This window comes from Rickettsia endosymbiont of Oedothorax gibbosus (genome assembly GCF_936269705.1).
Taxonomy (GTDB): domain Bacteria; phylum Pseudomonadota; class Alphaproteobacteria; order Rickettsiales; family Rickettsiaceae; genus Tisiphia.
This window is the reverse complement of record NZ_OW370493.1, coordinates 1,184,042-1,201,554: the sequence shown is the minus strand read 5'-3', so window position 1 is coordinate 1,201,554 and position 17,513 is coordinate 1,184,042. Positions and strand designations below refer to the sequence as shown.

Below are 17,513 nucleotides of genomic sequence, written 5' to 3'. Positions count from 1 at the left end.
CAACATCTATCTTTAAACGCAAAATTTGTCATATATGGACGAGTGAATTTGTCAACAAAGAAAATAAAAAAATAGAGCCACAAAGGAAGCGGTCATATATTCGGCATCGAGTGCCATAATGGTTTCTGCATTCTTATAAATATCCTTGAGTAACCTCTCATTCCCACGGCTTCTAGAGCCTCGACATACTTACGGATTTTGTTCAGAATACTTATTCATTAACTCTTTAACTTTCGTTCTCTTTATTGTTGCTAATCTTTACTCGCAATATTTATCAATTACCAATTTTTATTTAGTTGACATAGTTTTTTCTTTTTTCTCAACTAAACTAATTTGCAACATATTCGCTACCATTGGTGACTACTGCATAAGCAATCCTTGCTAACTTATTTGCTAAACCAACACATATAATATTATATGATTTATTTTCAGCAAATTTCTTCACTGCCCACTGCACTAGTTTATCTTTCGATTCCTTACCACTTTTTGCTCTTATTGCTATTGTCCTTGCGGCTTGAATCAACATAGTTCTGGCATATCTATCTCCCTGTTTGGTAATCCCTCCTAAAACTATCTTATCTCCTGAGCTATGTTGCTTTGGTACCAAACCAAGCGAAGCAGCAAAATCCCTCGGGGTTGGATAACTTTCCATTGGGGCTACACTCAAACAACTAGCATTGATTGCTCCAATGCCAAAAATTGTCTGCAACCTAGTAGCTTTCTCACTTTGCTTATTATTGCTGATAATCAGCTTTTCTAAAGTTTTCTCTTTGTCACATAAATCCTCAATTTCTTTACATTCTAAAAGTAAAATTGACCGTATCCCAGAATTTATATAACCTTTACTATACGCTAACTCTACCTCCAGCCTACATGATTTGCAAAATTTATTTTTACTTAATTTTGTATTATAGCCATATTCACATAAACTTGATATTGTAGAATTAGTTTTTTGCACACGATCTCTGATCGTATTACTTCTAATTTTATGCAAAAATTTTATATCTTGTTCCTCTTTGCTTTTTGGCAGCACAGTTTTTAATTCTGGATCACGAGCCGCTTTGCATATTGCTAACGCATCGTTATAATCATTTTTCTGTTTCGATGTAGCATAAACTTTTACATCTTTTGTTTTCATTAGTTTGACTTGCAAACCAAGCTTAGCAATTTCCTGTGACCAATAATTAGCTCCTCCACATGCTTCCATAGCTACCAATGAACTTTTATCGAGATTGCTTAAATAGGCTATTAACTCATCTCTTGTAACTTTTTGATAACCTATTTTTTTGCCATTTTGATCGACTTGCACCAAGTGCATACTATTTTTTGCTAAATCTATTCCTATTATAGTATTTTTTATGCTATTATTTATCATGGTATGGACCTATTAATTAAATTATTATTTAATTTGGAGCAGCTGAAAACTATTTTTCAGCTGACTCCGTACAAGTAAAGCATATTTCGCTTCACTCGTCCATACCATCATTCCCGCGTAGGCGGGAATCTATAATATATCAAGGCTTTTTGAGCTATATTTCAACCTGAGTTTGACGTAAGCACCAAACAAAATGCTAAGCATTATGTAATAACATAAACAAACTGTTGGTGGTGAGCTATGGTAAAAATAAAACCTTCTTTCAAACCAGTTTGTTAGAAAGAATATTTGAAAAGTAAGAAGGGAGGGATTATAAAGTTCTCGAATAATAACAACAAAATTGGAGAATATATTATGATCCCTCTTACGGAGATTTTCTGCTTAAGTGTGTAAATTTTTCATAGGGCTTAAATTCTACCTTCAAATTTTATCAAAAAGTGAGCCATAGCTGCGTTCCAGTTCGGAATCGGCATAACCCATTTCTTGGTCATATAATCAATTGCCAAATATAAGGTCTTAAAAACGGCATTATCATTTGGAAAAACCCTTTTATTCTTAGTAACCTTACGTAATTGGCTATTGACAGATTCTATACTATTAGTTGTGTATATTACTTTCCTTATCGCCTCAGGGTATTCTAGAAAAACCATTAAATTTTCCCAATGAACATACCAAGATTTAGCAATTTGTGGATACTGTTTACTCCATTTAGCTTCAAAAGATTCTAAAGCAAGATGTGCTTCTTCCTCTGTGCTAGCAGTATATATAGGCTTTAAATCAGCCGCTAATTCTTTTCGGTCTTTATATGATACATATTTTAAACTATTTCTAATCTGATGTACAATACATAATTGATGTTCGGTTTTCGGAAAAACTGCTTCTATTGCCTCAGACATACCGGTTAAATTATCACTGCAAGCAATAAGCATGTCTTGCATACCTCTGTTCTTCATCTCAGTAAAATTACCAAGCCAAAATTTAGCTCCTTCATTTTCACTGTTCCACAATCCTAAAATATCCTTCCTTCCAGATAAATCAATACCTAATGCTACATATACAGACTTATTGATAATTCGTTTATCTTGACGTACTTTTACTACTAAACAGTCAAAAAATACTATAGCATATACTCGATCCAATGGTCGGCTTTGCCATATCTTGACATCCTCAATTACATCATCAGTAATTTGACTTATCAAACTTTCGCTAACGTCAGCTCCATACAATTCTTGCATTTGAATCTTAATATCAGATAAGCTCATTCCTTTAGCGTATAACGATATTATTTTATCATCAAATCCTTCAATACGTCTTTGACGCTTCGGAATTAATGCAGGTTCAAATGTACTACTTCTATCCCTTGGAACCTCAATCTCTACAACTCCATTATTTGTTACTAGATTCTTTACTTTACTACCATTACGAACATTATTGCTATCAGTATGACAATATTTATCATATCCTAAGTGATTATTCATCTCTGACTGCAATGCCTTCTCTACAAGCCTTTTGGTTAATTGTTTTAATAAACCATCCTCTTTAAATAAAGTTGATATATCTGTATCATTATTTATTAATAAATCTATTGCTTGATTCATTGCTTCATTTTGTTTGTGACGCATTATAATTTCTCCTTTTGTTATATTATATTTTTATATAACCTTTGAAAAATTTACACACTTATTTGTACAGAGCCGAAAATCTCCGTAAGAGGGATCATAATATATTCTCCAATTTTGTTGTTATTATTCGAGAACTTTATAATCCCTCCCTTCTTACTTTTCAAATATTCTTTCTCCTAACACACTAGTTTGAAAGAAGGTTTTATTTTTACCATAGCTCACCACCAACAGTTTGTTTATGTTATTACATAATGCTTAGCATTTTGTTTGGTGCTTACGTCAAACTCAGGTTAATGTATCTTTATCTGTATCTAATTTTTTAGCCATAATTCCTCCTTGCTTGCTTAAGTTACTTTTTTTACAGTAATCTCTTACTGCTTTCTTTGCAACTTACACAAACTATAGGACATTTTCTTAAATTATCGTGATCATTTAAATCTTCATAACCAAGAGCAATACCATAAATACGCTGTTTGAGCATTGTTAAAATAGTATGAGTAATTTTATCAGAATCTCGCTTATCAGGAAAAATCTTAGCCAGTTCATTAGTTATACCAATTGCAATAATTAACACGGTGTGTTTATCCAGTCTCTATACATAATTGATTTTACTAAATCTACATTATGAGCAAATTGATTCCAAGCGTAACAAGCCATAGTGACGATATCTTCATATACACCATAACATTGGTTAGACAAGAAATGATTTTTGATCCATTCCCAAACTTGTTCCATTGCATTAAGTTCCGGTGCATAGGGCGGAAGCGGTATCAAAGTGATATTGCTTGGCACAGTTAGTTTTTTGGCTGTGTGCCAACCTGCATTATCCGTTAGTAAAGCTATATGTCGGTTGCCTTGAATACTGCGAGAAAGCTCTTCTAAGAATTTATTCATTGCCTGTGTGTTTGCATATGGTAAAATTAATGCAAAAGCTTCTCCTGTATCATGGCAAGCAGCTCCATAAATATATGTTGAAATGAATTGCTGTTGCCGAACTTTACGGGGTCTAGTGCCACGCTTAGCCCATATACGAGTTAAGCTACCTTGTTGCCCAACTCGAGTTTCATCCTGAGACCATATATCAACTTTACATCTATCGATATTTTTTGGTAATAATTTTGTTAACATGTCTGGGAAGTTTTTTTATATGTATTTTGAGTCTCTTGATTTGACTTTGGATGCATTGAACGAGAAGTAATCCAGCTAAAACCAAGGCGGTGCATAGTATTGTAGACTGTTTTTAAAGCGCATTTAGCACCATATTCCTCAAGTAACATGATATGTAGCTCCTTTCCAGTTATATACCCACCAGTTTTACTTTCACTGAGCGTATTGATTTTATCAAAAAGAGCAGACTCTTGTATAGTGTTAATCTTCCTAGGGGCGCCGCTTCTTTGTGATTCAAATAATCCTTCAAAACCATGATTCCTAAATCTTCTGAGCCATGATTGCACAGTTTTCCAGTGTGACTTCACTATTTCAGATATGGCTTTTAAAGATTTGCCTAATTGAAGGTGATACATCGCCAATAAACGTATACGATTTCGACCATGCGGCTCATGTTTCATCATTTTTATAAAATCATGACCATGAAAACCTTGTGGTAATATTAACCTAGCCATTTGAGTACCTTTATCAGTTAAAAACCCATTTTATACCACTGCGTTAATTATTGCAATTGGTATTATACAATAAATTCGTACTAGCAAAAAAATTAGATAGTGTTACGCAGTTTTGCTGCAAGTATACGATAATCATTCCAAGCATCAGTATGAAACAATACGTCCATTATAGTGATATTTTTTAAAATTCTTGTCTTCTTTAAGATAGTGAATTGCACGATTTAATCTTTTAGCATTTTTAGGGCTTTTTAGCAGATATACTGCTTCCAAAGCATTGTAATCATCAAGAGATATTACAACTACAGATTGTTGTTTTTGTCTCGTTATGATTATGGGAGAGTGATCATCACACACTTTATTCATAAGACTGGGAAACTCGTTACGAGCTTTAGTATAAGAAATTGCTTCCATAACATGAGCCTATAATAACCTCAGTTTGATGTAAGAGGAAGGTTGAGATTGTTTAATTTTCCAAAAGCTACAGAAATTTTATTAGGCTTAAAAACATAGGCAAGCAGTCCAGCTAATACGTTAGTTTGAAAATTCATAACAGATCTATGCCTTGTATGCTCTATATGACAAAGGTTTTTTAGTTGATCATTAATGGTTTCAATAATATACCTTTTATTTAAAAACCGCTTTTTAATAGGATCTATTATTCTTTCTTTCATATTACTTTTAATTTTTGTTATTAGTTCTAAAGCTTGATTAGCAAGGGATTGAGTGAGTTTTTTACTGATATACCCACGATCACCAAAAAGCCAGCCTTGTAATTTATCTACTAAATTTTCTACCACTGCTCTATCATCAACATTTCCTGGAGTTAAAGAAAAACTCATAATCTCTCCGCAACTGTTAATGACAATATGTAGCTTACAACCAAAGAACCACCCAGTGGAAGTCTTACCTCTTTTTGCTATGTCTTTGAATACTTTATGTCTATTAATTCTTAAATTATGGCAAGCAGGAAGTTTAGTAGAGTCGATATAATATTGACCAGTTTGTTTTCCTGATAGGCTTTTTAGCAGTAACACCATGGGCATGAAGCTCATTGGCATTAACTGAACAAAACGACTATAGCTCACAAGTTTTGGAAATTCCTTTCTATAACTTTGACATAGGCAGCATAAATAAAAATCTTTAAAGGTACGGTAGTGACTCAAGTGAAACATTACTATAATAGTAATAATCTCTGAGAGTCCTATACTGCAAACTACTTTACGCTTACGGTTAGGATTTGGTAATATATATTTATTTTGCTCCGTATCAAAATGCTTGCAAAAATCATCAATTAAGCAGAAAATCTCCGTAAGAGGGATCATAATATATTCTCCAATTTTGTTGTTATTATTCGAGAACTTTATAATCCCTCCCTTCTTACTTTTCAAATATTCTTTCTAACAAACTGGTTTGAAAGAAGGTTTTATTTTTACCATAGCTCACCACCAACAGTTTGTTTATGTTATTACATAATGCTTAGCATTTTGTTTGGTGCTTACGTCAAACTCAGGTTATTATAGTACATGTACTAATATTATTACATATACTATAATAATTCAATAAAAAAGTTCTATTTTATACTCCATGACGTTGTATTATTTGGCTTTTTATTTCTGCAATAGCTTTAGCTGGATTTAAACCTTTTGGACAAGTTTTGGTACAGTTCATAATTGTATGACAACGATATAGCTTAAACGGATCTTCTAAAGCATCTAAACGCTCTCCAGTATACTCATCCCTAGAATCAGCAATCCACCGATAAGCTTGTAGTAAAATCGCAGGACCTAAATATTTATCACCATTCCACCAATAGCTTGGGCAGGAGGTGGAACAACATGCACATAATATACATTCATATAACCCATCTAATTTTTCTCTATCCTTAAGCGACTGTAATCTTTCACTATTGGAAGGAGGAAGAGTATCAGTTTTTAACCAAGGTTCTATCGATTCATATTGAGCATAAAAATGCGACATATCAGGTACTAAATCTTTTACTACTTTCATATGTGGTAAGGGATATATCTTAATATCACCACAAATTTCTTCAATAGGCTTAATGCAGGCAAGTGTATTAGTTCCATCTATATTCATTGCACAACTACCACAAATCCCCTCACGACAAGAGCGTCTGAAAGTCAAAGTAGAATCTATTTCATTTTTTATTTTAATTAAGGCATCTAGAACCATTGGGCCTGTTTTGTCTATATCTAACTCGTAAATATCAATTCTAGGGTTTTCCTCAGAATCTGGATCATACCTATAAATCCTAACATTACGTAACTTAGCCGCTTCCCCAGAATATTTATGTACTATACCTTTACCGACTTTAGAATTAGGTGGTAATCTAAGTTCTGCCATATCTATTCCCCACTCTACAAGTCTTTTTTCCGACTTGGTTTTTTAATTTTTATAGTACCATTATCATCATTGCTCATTGGAAATAAATTTGCCTCTTCTGAATTCATAGCTCTACCACTAAGCAAGTTTTTAATCTGTTGCCCTGACAATGTTTCATGCTCAATTAATATTTTGGCTAATAGATGGAGTTCACTAATATGCTCAGTTAGTATATTTTTTGCTAAATCGTAACCTTTCTCAACAAAATTTTTCACTTCCCTATCAATTAATTCTGCGGTATGTACAGAAGTATGACCTTCCCCCCTACCACTAGCATACATATCTTCATTGCTCGAGCCATGATATACAGGTCCTATTGCATCACTTAGCCCCCAATCGGTTACCATAGCTCTAGCCATTCTGGTTGCCATTTTAATATCAGAAGAAGCACCAGAAGTAACTTTGTCTTTACCAAAAATAAGCTCTTCAGCTACTCTGCCTGCCATTGCTACCGCTATGTCAGCTTCCATTTTATCACGCTGTATAGAAAACCGATCATTTTCAGGTAATCTCATTACCATACCAAGTGCTTTACCTCTTGGAATAATAGTTGCTTTATGAATTGGATCAGAAGCTGGGCAGTAAAGCCCAACTAATGCATGCCCACCTTCATGATAGGCAGTTAGTTTTTTCTGCTCATCTGACATAATCATAGAACGTCTTTCCACGCCCATTAACACCTTATCTTTTGCTTCCTCTAACTCCAGCATATTAACTTCTTTCTTGCCTTTACGAGCAGCAATTAATGCCGATTCGTTAACAAGATTAGCAAGCTCTGCCCCTGAAAATCCAGGAGTTCCTCTAGCTATGGTTCTAGGTATTATATTCTTAGCACATTTTATCTTCTTCAAATGTACTTGTAAAATTTGTTCTCTACCATCAATATCTGGATTAGGTACAGTAATTTGACGATCAAACCTTCCGGGTCTTAGTAAGGCAGTGTCAAGTACATCAGGTCTGTTAGTTGCCGCAATAATCACTACTCCTTCATTATCTTCAAACCCATCCATTTCAACTAACATCTGATTCAATGTTTGTTCACGTTCATCGTTACCACCGCCCATGCCAATACCTCTGTGACGACCTACAGCATCTATTTCGTCAATAAAGATTATGCAAGGGGCATTACGCTTTCCTTGTTCGAACATATCACGTACACGGCTTGCACCCACACCAACAAACATTTCAACAAAATCAGAACCAGAAATACTAAAGAAAGGAACATTTGCCTCACCTGCTATAGCTCTTGCTAACAGAGTTTTACCTGTTCCAGGTGATCCTATTAACAAACAACCTTTGGGGATTTTACCACCAAGTTTCTGGAATTTGCTTGGATCTCTAAGAAAATCAACAATTTCAGTTAATTCTTCTTTAGCTTCATCAATACCAGCAACATCTTTAAAAGTAACTTTTGGCCCCTTATCTGAAACTAGCTTGGCTTTAGATTTGCCAAAGCCCATAGCTTTTCCACCGCCTTGCATTTGACGCATGAAAAATATCCAGCCACCTATCAACAAAATCATTGGAAACCACGAAATGAATATGCTAAACAACAGGTTCATTTTGGTATCAGGAGGTATTACTTCAATATATACACCGTTACTACTTAGGCGGTTTATTAAATCTGGATAGTCAGGAGCATAAGTTGAAAAAGCTGTTCCATCACTTAGATTTCCATCGATTATTCTACCCTGAATTTTAACAGAACTAACTGCTTTTTCATCAATTTTGGTTAAAAAATCTGAGAAAGAAATATTACTCTTTCCTCCAATAAAACCATCATTTTGAAATGCATGAAAAACAAGTACCATTAAAACAAAAATCGATACCCAAATTAGAACATTCTTACCTTGATTATTCATCTACAACTCACCTAACAGAAATGCGTAAAACGCGATACAAAATTTGGAGAAAAAGAAACATCAAGCCCCTTACTCAACCCCTCATCATTATAGTAGGATATATGGGGTATGGCTATAACTTTTTCAAGTATCTTGACTACTGGTAGAGTGAATAAAATAGCAACATGGTTATTGAAACTTGTCTCTTTTAGTATTGTTAAATCTAAATCTTTTCTTATTTTACTATAATCTTTGATCGTTAAATTACTTACTAAGTAGCCTGAATTATTTGCAAAGCTTCCTGTAAAACGGAATCTACCATCCCAAATATCTATATTGTTAAGTTTAATGTCCATCGGCAAACTTCTGCCAAATTCCCGGCAAATTATTAAATTATTATTAATTTTTTTTATCACACAACCATGTAATGTTTTAGTAAAATTCATTTGTTGTTGTAATAATATCACTATTATCCTTATTGACTCTGATCTACTACTACGATTTTTACCGCTAATAATGATAAGGACAAAACTAATTAACTGTAGTATTATTTCGCTAGCAAATCCTGTAATCTGTAATAAATTTATAGTAGCAAAACCGAATTGATAAATTTTTACTGATTCGGCAATGCAAGCGATTAATTCAGGTTGCAATTTTTCTTCTACTAATTGGTTAATTGTAGATTGCTGGGAAATTATTTGATTTTTTACATATTCTCCTTCTTGAGCTAGTTTTTTTCTAATAATATTTCGTTGGTATTTGTCGGATTTATTCGATTCATCTTCAAACCATTTTATATTATTGGCAATTAAATACGTTACTAACCGTTGTTTTGGTATGTTAAACAATGGTCTCACTATTTTAACATTATTATACCAATTAATAGGGCTACCACTAAGTCCAAATATGCTACTTTTTTTTTCTAATCTCAGACAATAATTTTCTATATAATCATCCAAATGATGGGCTGTCAAAATTGTCAATATATCTAATTTTTTACATAAATCGGTCATTAATTGATAACGCCCTTCTCTTGCCCTTGCTTGTAAATTAGAAAAATTATTTTGGTGATCGAAGTGAAGTAGATGGTAGTCATACCCCAATTTACGGCTTAAATCCCGAACATACTCATGCTCTAGCTTAGATTGTTCCCGCAAATGATGGTCAACTAACATCACAACCATACTAATATTTTCATTAATACTATTAGTGCTGACCCATTTATGTGTTAACATTAAAAGGGCTATGGAATCAGCCCCCCCAGAAACAGCTAAGGCAATAGACCTCTGATGAGGTCTATTGCCAATTAGCTGCTCAATATTCTGCTGAAATTGTTGATAAAGCATTATTTTTTTTCAGTAGAGCTAGGATTTTCTTGATCTTTTTTCAAATCTGAAATTCTTTTTTTATATTCTCGTTCTTTAGCAAGATATTTTTGAGCTTCTTGTGAGATTTTTTTATATAATTCGCGTTTATGACTGTTAATTTTAGCAACTTCTATTCGATATTGTTTTATTTCTTCCCTCAATTCTGCTGAAATTCCTGCAGCATAAGAACCGAACTCATCAATAATTTTTTGTAATTCATTATCGCTATTAACCGTAGTACTATTAATATTAGTTTGTTTGGCATTTGACATTGTGGGTGACGTAGTATTTGCTATACTATATGAGCTTAGTAATAGCACTCCTACAATAGTAATTGCCTTATACAGAAAGTCTAATCTATTTTTTTTTATCATTTATACACTCCATAAAAATACTTTTATATAACTTTTAAAATTCAATTGCTAAATGTAGCAAGAATAAATATACAATATAATAATTCTATATAGCTATTATCTTTTTTAACGCTAATCATATTTATAGCTAATTTGTTAACAATATCAAAAACCTATTAACCCGAATTCTGGATTATAAAATTCATAAGAACCTTGATATGCAAGGCTTGCATCGTAGTAAAGCATAATAAAATTGATAATTTACTTACCTTACGCATAACTCCGTGGCAATTTAAAAATTACAGAAAAGTACAAGACGTCATTGCGAGACCACGTAGTGGTCGTGGCAATCCACATTTATTGGATGCTTCGTCTCCACTAAAGTGGCTCTGAGCCATGACTCCAGGCTATTTTCCCTATGACTTTTAAATATAGTCAATTCAGGGGAATTTGGTGCTAGGAACGATGGAGCTACGCCTATAAGTAATAGGCGAGCGACGAGTGACGATGTCACCAACTTCCCCTGAATTGACTATACCATGCGTAAGGTAAGTAAAATACTGATGTTTAAAGGTTTCTCTAGGTTTCTTAATCCAGAATTCGGGTTATTAGGATTAGCTATAGGAAAAATAATAATCACTTTATCAATTAATCATTTTATTTGACTTTTTGTACATAAGTCTATATAAGTGCACTAAGTGCACTGATTATATAATGATAATAAAGCAGTATGGATAAGGTAAAAAATAATAGTTATTTCTCAGAAATAAGAAGAGTGGTTTGGCCAATTGAAGGGCATGAAAATAAGAAATTTCTGCCTATGGCAGCTATGATGTTTTGCATTTTGCTCAACTATTCCACCCTTAGGTCGATAAAAGATGGATTTGTCGTAACAGCTATTGGTCCTGAATCAATAAGTTTTGTAAAAACCTATGTCGTTTTACCAATGGCAATACTATTTATGGTTGCTTATGTAAAGCTTTGTGACTTTTTAAAACAAGAAAATGTTTTTTACGCTGTAACCAGTTTCTTTCTGGCATATTTTATATTATTTACTTTCGTATTATACCCATATCCAGAGTTGGTGCATCCTAATCCTGAAACAATTGAGACATTAAGTAATGCGTATCCCAATTTTAAGTGGTTTATTAGGGTAGTTGGTAAGTGGAGTTTTGCAGTCTTCTATGCTATATCAGAACTTTGGGGAAGTATGATGCTTAGCTTATTATTTTGGCAATTTGCTAACCAAATTACTAAGACTGAAGAGGCAAAACGCTTTTATTCTATGTTTGGTATGCTAGCAAATTTATCTTTACCAGTTACTGCCATAATACTTTGCTATTTTTTAAGCAAAGAAACTCAAATAGTTGCAGAACATCTGAAATATACTCCACTATTTGTTATTATGATGGGTAGTGCTGTAGTTATCATGTTATTGTATAGATGGATGAATCAGCATGTTTTAACCGATCCTACTTTATATGACGCAACGAGTAAAGTAAGCAAGAAAGGCAAGGTTAAGCTATCTCTTATAGAAAGCTTTAAAATGATTTTTAGTTCAAAATATTTAGGGCTTATTGCCTTACTCATTATCTCTTATAGTGTATCAGTAAATCTTGTAGAAGGTGTATGGAAGTCAAAGATTCAGCAACTATATCCAAACAAAGAAGACTATACCATGTATATGGGACAATTTCAGGCTTGGCAAGGTGTGACAGCTATATTATTCATGGTTGTTGGCTCTAATATCTTAAGAAGGGTTTCTTGGTTTACCGCCGCGATGATTACTCCTATGATGATGTTAATTACTGGAATTGCTTTTTTTGCCTTCATCTTCTTTGATAGTACTATTGCGATGTATGTTACTGGTCTATTCGCTTCTGGACCTTTAGCAGTAGCAGTGATGATTGGAATGATTCAAAATATTTTAAGTAAAGCAACAAAATACTCATTATTTGACGCTACCAAAAATATGGCATATATTCCTATTGATAAGGATCTTAGAACAAAAGGACAAGCGGCAGTAGAAGTGATAGGTGGTAGGTTCGGTAAATCTGGTGGTGGTATTATCCAGTCAACATTCTTTATCTTGCTTCCTACTTTTACCTTAGTTGAAGCTACACCTTATTTTGCTGCTATATTTTTTGTTATCGTAATATTGTGGATATACGCAATTAAAGCACTTAATAAAGAATATCAAGTTCAGATTAATAGCAAATCTGGAAGTTAGTTGTAACAAAGAATGCTATAGTCAATTAACCTGAATTAGTGCCGAATAAGCACTAATCGTGCTGTCTATTAGCGAGGAGACATAGGTCTCACAACTGTTGAAAGTTAGAAGGTGGAGTGGGTTTAGATAGCTTTTCCATCATTGCGAGCGAATGTATGTGAGCGTGGCAATCCATAAATTGTCATATGGATTGCTTCGACCTACTGTCTTCTTCGCAATGACGTTGACCACATACGACTTTTAAACTACCCGGTCTAAAACTCGATAATCAAGTTTTTTTTGCAGATTTGAATAAAATATAGGATCATGGTTGTCATCCCTGCGAAAGCAGGGATCTAAAAATACCCTGAGGTATTATAGATTCCCGCCTACGCGGGAATGATGGTATGGACGAGTGAAGCGAAATATGCTTTACTTGTACGGAGTCAGCTGAAAAATAGTTTTCAGCTGCTCCAAATTAAATAATAATTTAATTAATAGGTCCATACCATGATAAATAATAGCATAAAAAATACTATAATAGGAATAGATTTAGCAAAAAATAGTATGCACTTGGTGCAAGTCGATCAAAATGGCAAAAAAATAGGTTATCAAAAAGTTACAAGAGATGAGTTAATAGCCTATTTAAGCAATCTCGATAAAAGTTCATTGGTAGCTATGGAAGCATGTGGAGGAGCTAATTATTGGTCACAGGAAATTGCTAAGCTTGGTTTGCAAGTCAAACTAATGAAAACAAAAGATGTAAAAGTTTATGCTACATCGAAACAGAAAAATGATTATAACGATGCGTTAGCAATATGCAAAGCGGCTCGTGATCCAGAATTAAAAACTGTGCTGCCAAAAAGCAAAGAGGAACAAGATATAAAATTTTTGCATAAAATTAGAAGTAATACGATCAGAGATCGTGTGCAAAAAACTAATTCTACAATATCAAGTTTATGTGAATATGGCTATAATACAAAATTAAGTAAAAATAAATTTTGCAAATCATGTAGGCTGGAGGTAGAGTTAGCGTATAGTAAAGGTTATATAAATTCTGGGATACGGTCAATTTTACTTTTAGAATGTAAAGAAATTGAGGATTTATGTGACAAAGAGAAAACTTTAGAAAAGCTGATTATCAGCAATAATAAGCAAAGTGAGAAAGCTACTAGGTTGCAGACAATTTTTGGCATTGGAGCAATCAATGCTAGTTGTTTGAGTGTAGCCCCAATGGAAAGTTATCCAACCCCGAGGGATTTTGCTGCTTCGCTTGGTTTGGTACCAAAGCAACATAGCTCAGGAGATAAGATAGTTTTAGGAGGGATTACCAAACAGGGAGATAGATATGCCAGAACTATGTTGATTCAAGCCGCAAGGACAATAGCAATAAGAGCAAAAAGTGGTAAGGAATCAAAGATAAACTAGTGCAGTGGGCAGTGAAGAAACTTGCTGAAAATAAATCATATAATATTATATGTGTTGGTTTAGCAAATAAGTTAGCAAGGATTGCTTATGCAGTAGTCACCAATGGTAGCGAATATGTTGCAAATTAGTTTAGTTGAGAAAAAAGAAGAAATTATGTCAACTAAATAAAAATTGGTAATTGATAAATATTGCGAGTAAAGAATAGTAACAATAAAGAGAACGAAAGTTAAAGAGTTAATGAATAAGTATTCTGAATAAAATCCGTAATTATGTCGAGGCTCTAGAAGCCGTGGGAATGAGAGGTCACTCAAGGATATTTATAAGAATGCAGAAACCATTATGGCACTCGATGCCGAATATATGACCGCTTCCTTTGTGGCTCTATTTTTTTATTTTCTTTGTTGACAAATTCACTCGTCCATATATGACAAATTTTGCGTTTAAAGATAGATGTTGTGACTCGGATATATTCAAATTTCCTTCAAACAACCTACTATTTATAAGCTCTGCAAAAAACTTGATTATCGAGTCTTTAGACCCACACGAGTCCTATTCTATGATATAATAAAGCAATCTTTACTATTAAAGTCTAATATGCTTTGTATAATATTAATATATTTTAACATGTAAAGTGATTTTTAAAGAAATTTGTGGAATATCAAATTTAGTGGCAATTATGCAATTAAAAACACGAGGCAGAAATATCACGAAACTTGATGCAAATTGTGATTTTTATGGTATTACGTCAGTTCGGGATAAGATATAGATGAAATAGTAATAGATAAAAGGATTGTCAAAAAGGAGTGCCTGCAGTATTTATATTTTTAAACAAAAAAACAAACTACAGGCATGAAAAAAGATATCACAGAATTATATAGTTTTATAGATGATTTTTGTAAAATTTATTTGGAGTATGAACAGAGAAAGTTATTACCATCAAATAAGCAAAGAAATCGCTGTTGTAGCATGAGTCTAAGTGAAATGTTAACAATAATAATTATGTTTCATACATCCTATGCTAAGAATTTTAAATTTTTCTATAAAAGTTATATAGAGTGCATGCATAAGGATGATTTTCCCAAAGCCTTGAGTTATAATAGATTTGTTGAATTAATGGCACGATTATTCATACCGCTAAATATGTTGATTCATTTGTTGTTTGGTGAGGAAACAGGTATTTATTTTATTGACTCTACAACGATTAAAGCTTGTCACAATAAAAGGCGTTATAGCAATAAAGTTTTTAAAGGATTAGCCAAACATAGTAAATCCTCTATGGGGTATTTTTATGGTTTTAAATTACATGTAATAATCAATAATAAAGGGGAGTTTATGGCATTAAAAGTGACCAAAGGCAATGTAGATGATAGGGTTCCAGTACCGGAGTTAACAAAAAGATTAACTGGAATTATAGCAGCTGATAAAGGTTATATTAAGCAAAATTTGTTCTTAAATTTATATGAAAGAGGCTTAAAAATGATTCATGGAATTAAGAAGAATATGGAAAATAAATTAATGGATTTGAAAGAAAAAATCTTACTTCGAAAGCGTAACTTAATTGAAACAGTTTTTGATTATCTAAAAAATAAAATGAACCTTGAACATACTAGACATAGATCACCAATAAATGCCTTTGTCCATATATTATCTACTCTTGTTGCTTACTCATTAAAGAAAAATAAACCTTCAACAAAATTTGATTTTAATCTACATGTTCACAATATCCTTATCCCGAATTGACGTGTATAGTTAATTCAGAAGAATTTGGGGCTAGGAACGATGGAGCGACGCCTATAAGTAATAGGCGAGCATTGAGCGACGACGTCACCAACCTCTCATCAATTGACTATAGCAACAACAAAATTGAATTTTCCTGTATCAAGACTGATAAAATTATTATATAATAGCATATAATACCTCGAGATATTTAATGTTTACGATTGTAAGTGGGCGTGCAAAAGCACCCCAATCAACTATTAAAAGGTCTCGGGGGTTTGGGCTAGAGTACCAGGATCCATTCGGTCTTAAAACCAATTGCTACACGGTTGCTCACGCTCGTACAGCAATAGTCATTATTATGGCTATTGCTGTACGCCCCATTAAAAGCACTATAAATCATTATTTACATTGACTTTAATATCTATTATATCATACTTTTAATTTACAACTGCTTCGTCGCTAATAGCGAGGCTATAAAAATTTCATATAGAGTGTACACAATAATGACAAAACTAACTTTTAGAGACGTTCCATCTACAATGGATGATTATGATGTTTTTTTATTTGATCTTTGGGGAGTGGTAGTAGAAGGCAATAAGATTTACCCTGGGGTAGTTGACAATATTAACAAAATAATTAAACAGCAAAAGAAGGTTTTTTTTGTTACTAATGCTCCACGCAGCAGAGCTTCATTATTTAACAAGATTAATAAGATTTGGGGTATTAACACAACGGAAGAAATGGTTTTTAGCTCTGGTGAAGTAGCCATTAATATGATACTAGAAAGTGATAAAAGATTTGGTATCAAAACCCCTGTGGTTTATCATCTTGGTCAAGATGACAATGATTTGCTGAATGAATTGCAGACACCTATTACTACAAACATAGATGAAGCTAATATCTTTTTGTTAACGCTCCATCGTGATGCAGAAAAAAATTTAAATTTAGATGAGTTTGATGATTTATTTAAAACTGTAGTAAAAAGAAACATAATTACTATATGTGCCAACCCAGACCTTGGAATTATGCAACAGGGTGTACAGAGATATTGTTCTGGATATTTTGCTGAAAAAATAAAGCAATTTGGTGGGAAGGTAATTTACAGCGGTAAGCCACATCTAGAAATATATCATACCGTATTAAACCAACTACCTGGTGTCCCATTGAACCGGATTCTGATGATAGGCGATACTTTCTTTACTGATATTTTAGGAGCGAATAACCTGGGAATTGACTCAGCTTTAGTATTAACAGGTAATACGACAAAGTTTCACAACCAACATCTTACTATTGAAAAAAAACTACAGCATCTGCAAATTGCCGCAACTGAGCAGGGAGTAATACCAAATTTTGTGATTAAATTGACTACAAACTAATGCCATTGCTAGAAGGAGAAGCCGATGACGCAATCCATTTTTTTGTCATACCTGCTTCGGTGCGGGATCCAGATTCCCGCCATTGCTAAGAATGACAATGGGAAGCGAGAATGATGGTATGGACGAGTGAAGCGAAATATGCTTTACTTGTACGGAGTCAGCTGAAAAATAGTTTTCAGCTGCTCCAAATTAAATAATAAT

General features: G+C 33.3%; 17 protein-coding genes and 2 pseudogenes. 7 read left to right on the top strand and 12 right to left on the bottom strand.

What is annotated here, in order from left to right:
• Nucleotides 1–328 precede the first annotated feature (328 nt).
• From NBW66_RS06645 to NBW66_RS14785, 12 genes and pseudogenes are all read right to left on the bottom strand, one after another.
• Entirely contained in the window at nucleotides 329–1,375 is a 1,047-nt protein-coding gene (locus tag NBW66_RS06645; RefSeq protein WP_250310795.1) for an IS110 family RNA-guided transposase, read from the bottom strand.
• Between the two features lie 407 nt (nucleotides 1,376–1,782).
• Entirely contained in the window at nucleotides 1,783–2,997 is a 1,215-nt protein-coding gene (locus NBW66_RS06640; protein ID WP_250310568.1) for an IS256 family transposase, read from the bottom strand.
• Between the two features lie 358 nt (nucleotides 2,998–3,355).
• Nucleotides 3,356–3,553, bottom strand: a pseudogene (locus NBW66_RS06635) (transposase); the annotation flags it as partial.
• 11 nt (nucleotides 3,554–3,564) lie between these two features.
• A complete protein-coding gene (locus NBW66_RS06630; RefSeq protein WP_250310543.1) occupies nucleotides 3,565–4,125 on the bottom strand; it encodes an IS630 family transposase in 561 nt (186 codons plus the stop codon).
• Nucleotides 4,119–4,619: a helix-turn-helix domain-containing protein gene (locus tag NBW66_RS06625; RefSeq protein WP_250310542.1), complete on the bottom strand. Its 501-nt coding sequence runs from the start codon at nucleotides 4,617–4,619 to the stop codon at nucleotides 4,119–4,121. Before NBW66_RS06625 ends, NBW66_RS06630 begins: the two co-directional genes overlap by 7 nt.
• Before the next feature lie 92 nt (nucleotides 4,620–4,711).
• A complete protein-coding gene (locus tag NBW66_RS14530; RefSeq protein WP_284346825.1) occupies nucleotides 4,712–4,837 on the bottom strand; it encodes a hypothetical protein in 126 nt (41 codons plus the stop codon).
• A 43-nt stretch (nucleotides 4,838–4,880) separates the two neighbouring features.
• A pseudogene (locus tag NBW66_RS06620) lies at nucleotides 4,881–5,030 on the bottom strand (type II toxin-antitoxin system Phd/YefM family antitoxin); the annotation flags it as partial.
• 20 nt (nucleotides 5,031–5,050) lie between these two features.
• Nucleotides 5,051–5,941: an IS982 family transposase gene (locus tag NBW66_RS06615; protein ID WP_250312080.1), complete on the bottom strand. Its 891-nt coding sequence runs from the start codon at nucleotides 5,939–5,941 to the stop codon at nucleotides 5,051–5,053.
• A 253-nt stretch (nucleotides 5,942–6,194) separates the two neighbouring features.
• On the bottom strand, nucleotides 6,195–6,980 hold the full coding sequence (locus tag NBW66_RS06610) for a succinate dehydrogenase iron-sulfur subunit (protein WP_250312079.1): 786 nt from the start codon (nucleotides 6,978–6,980) through the stop codon (nucleotides 6,195–6,197).
• Between the two features lie 14 nt (nucleotides 6,981–6,994).
• Nucleotides 6,995–8,881 (bottom strand): ATP-dependent zinc metalloprotease FtsH, encoded by a 1,887-nt coding sequence (gene ftsH / locus NBW66_RS06605; RefSeq protein WP_250312078.1) that lies wholly within the window; start codon nucleotides 8,879–8,881, stop codon nucleotides 6,995–6,997.
• A gap of 11 nt (nucleotides 8,882–8,892) precedes the next feature.
• Nucleotides 8,893–10,206: a tRNA lysidine(34) synthetase TilS gene (tilS, locus tag NBW66_RS06600; protein WP_250312077.1), complete on the bottom strand. Its 1,314-nt coding sequence runs from the start codon at nucleotides 10,204–10,206 to the stop codon at nucleotides 8,893–8,895.
• The gene (locus NBW66_RS14785; protein WP_410525823.1) at nucleotides 10,206–10,601 is read right to left on the bottom strand and encodes a hypothetical protein; all 396 of its coding nucleotides are present in this window, start codon (nucleotides 10,599–10,601) and stop codon (nucleotides 10,206–10,208) included. Before NBW66_RS14785 ends, tilS begins: the two co-directional genes overlap by 1 nt.
• Nucleotides 10,602–11,310: 709 nt before the next feature.
• Between NBW66_RS14785 and NBW66_RS06590 the strand changes: the two genes are divergently transcribed.
• The 7 genes from NBW66_RS06590 (at nucleotide 11,311) to NBW66_RS06570 (ending at nucleotide 17,312) form a co-directional block, all read left to right on the top strand.
• Nucleotides 11,311–12,810 (top strand): Npt1/Npt2 family nucleotide transporter, encoded by a 1,500-nt coding sequence (locus NBW66_RS06590; RefSeq protein WP_250312076.1) that lies wholly within the window; start codon nucleotides 11,311–11,313, stop codon nucleotides 12,808–12,810.
• Between the two features lie 489 nt (nucleotides 12,811–13,299).
• Nucleotides 13,300–14,217, top strand: coding sequence for an IS110 family RNA-guided transposase (locus tag NBW66_RS06585; RefSeq protein ID WP_250311443.1), 918 nt, complete (start codon nucleotides 13,300–13,302; stop codon nucleotides 14,215–14,217).
• A complete protein-coding gene (locus NBW66_RS14520; protein WP_284346678.1) occupies nucleotides 14,217–14,345 on the top strand; it encodes a hypothetical protein in 129 nt (42 codons plus the stop codon). Before NBW66_RS06585 ends, NBW66_RS14520 begins: the two co-directional genes overlap by 1 nt.
• A gap of 503 nt (nucleotides 14,346–14,848) precedes the next feature.
• Nucleotides 14,849–14,983 carry a hypothetical protein gene (locus NBW66_RS14515; RefSeq protein WP_284346738.1) on the top strand — a complete coding sequence of 45 codons (135 nt, stop codon included), beginning with the start codon at nucleotides 14,849–14,851 and terminating at the stop codon, nucleotides 14,981–14,983.
• Nucleotides 14,984–15,066: 83 nt separating this feature from the next.
• A complete protein-coding gene (locus NBW66_RS06580) occupies nucleotides 15,067–15,957 on the top strand; it encodes an IS982 family transposase (RefSeq protein ID WP_250310582.1) in 891 nt (296 codons plus the stop codon).
• Entirely contained in the window at nucleotides 15,954–16,121 is a 168-nt protein-coding gene (locus NBW66_RS06575; RefSeq protein ID WP_250312075.1) for a palindromic element RPE2 domain-containing protein, read from the top strand. The genes NBW66_RS06580 and NBW66_RS06575 overlap by 4 nt, the downstream gene beginning before the upstream one ends.
• Before the next feature lie 318 nt (nucleotides 16,122–16,439).
• On the top strand, nucleotides 16,440–17,312 hold the full coding sequence (locus NBW66_RS06570; RefSeq protein WP_250312074.1) for a TIGR01459 family HAD-type hydrolase: 873 nt from the start codon (nucleotides 16,440–16,442) through the stop codon (nucleotides 17,310–17,312).
• The last annotated feature ends 201 nt before the right edge of the window (nucleotides 17,313–17,513 follow it).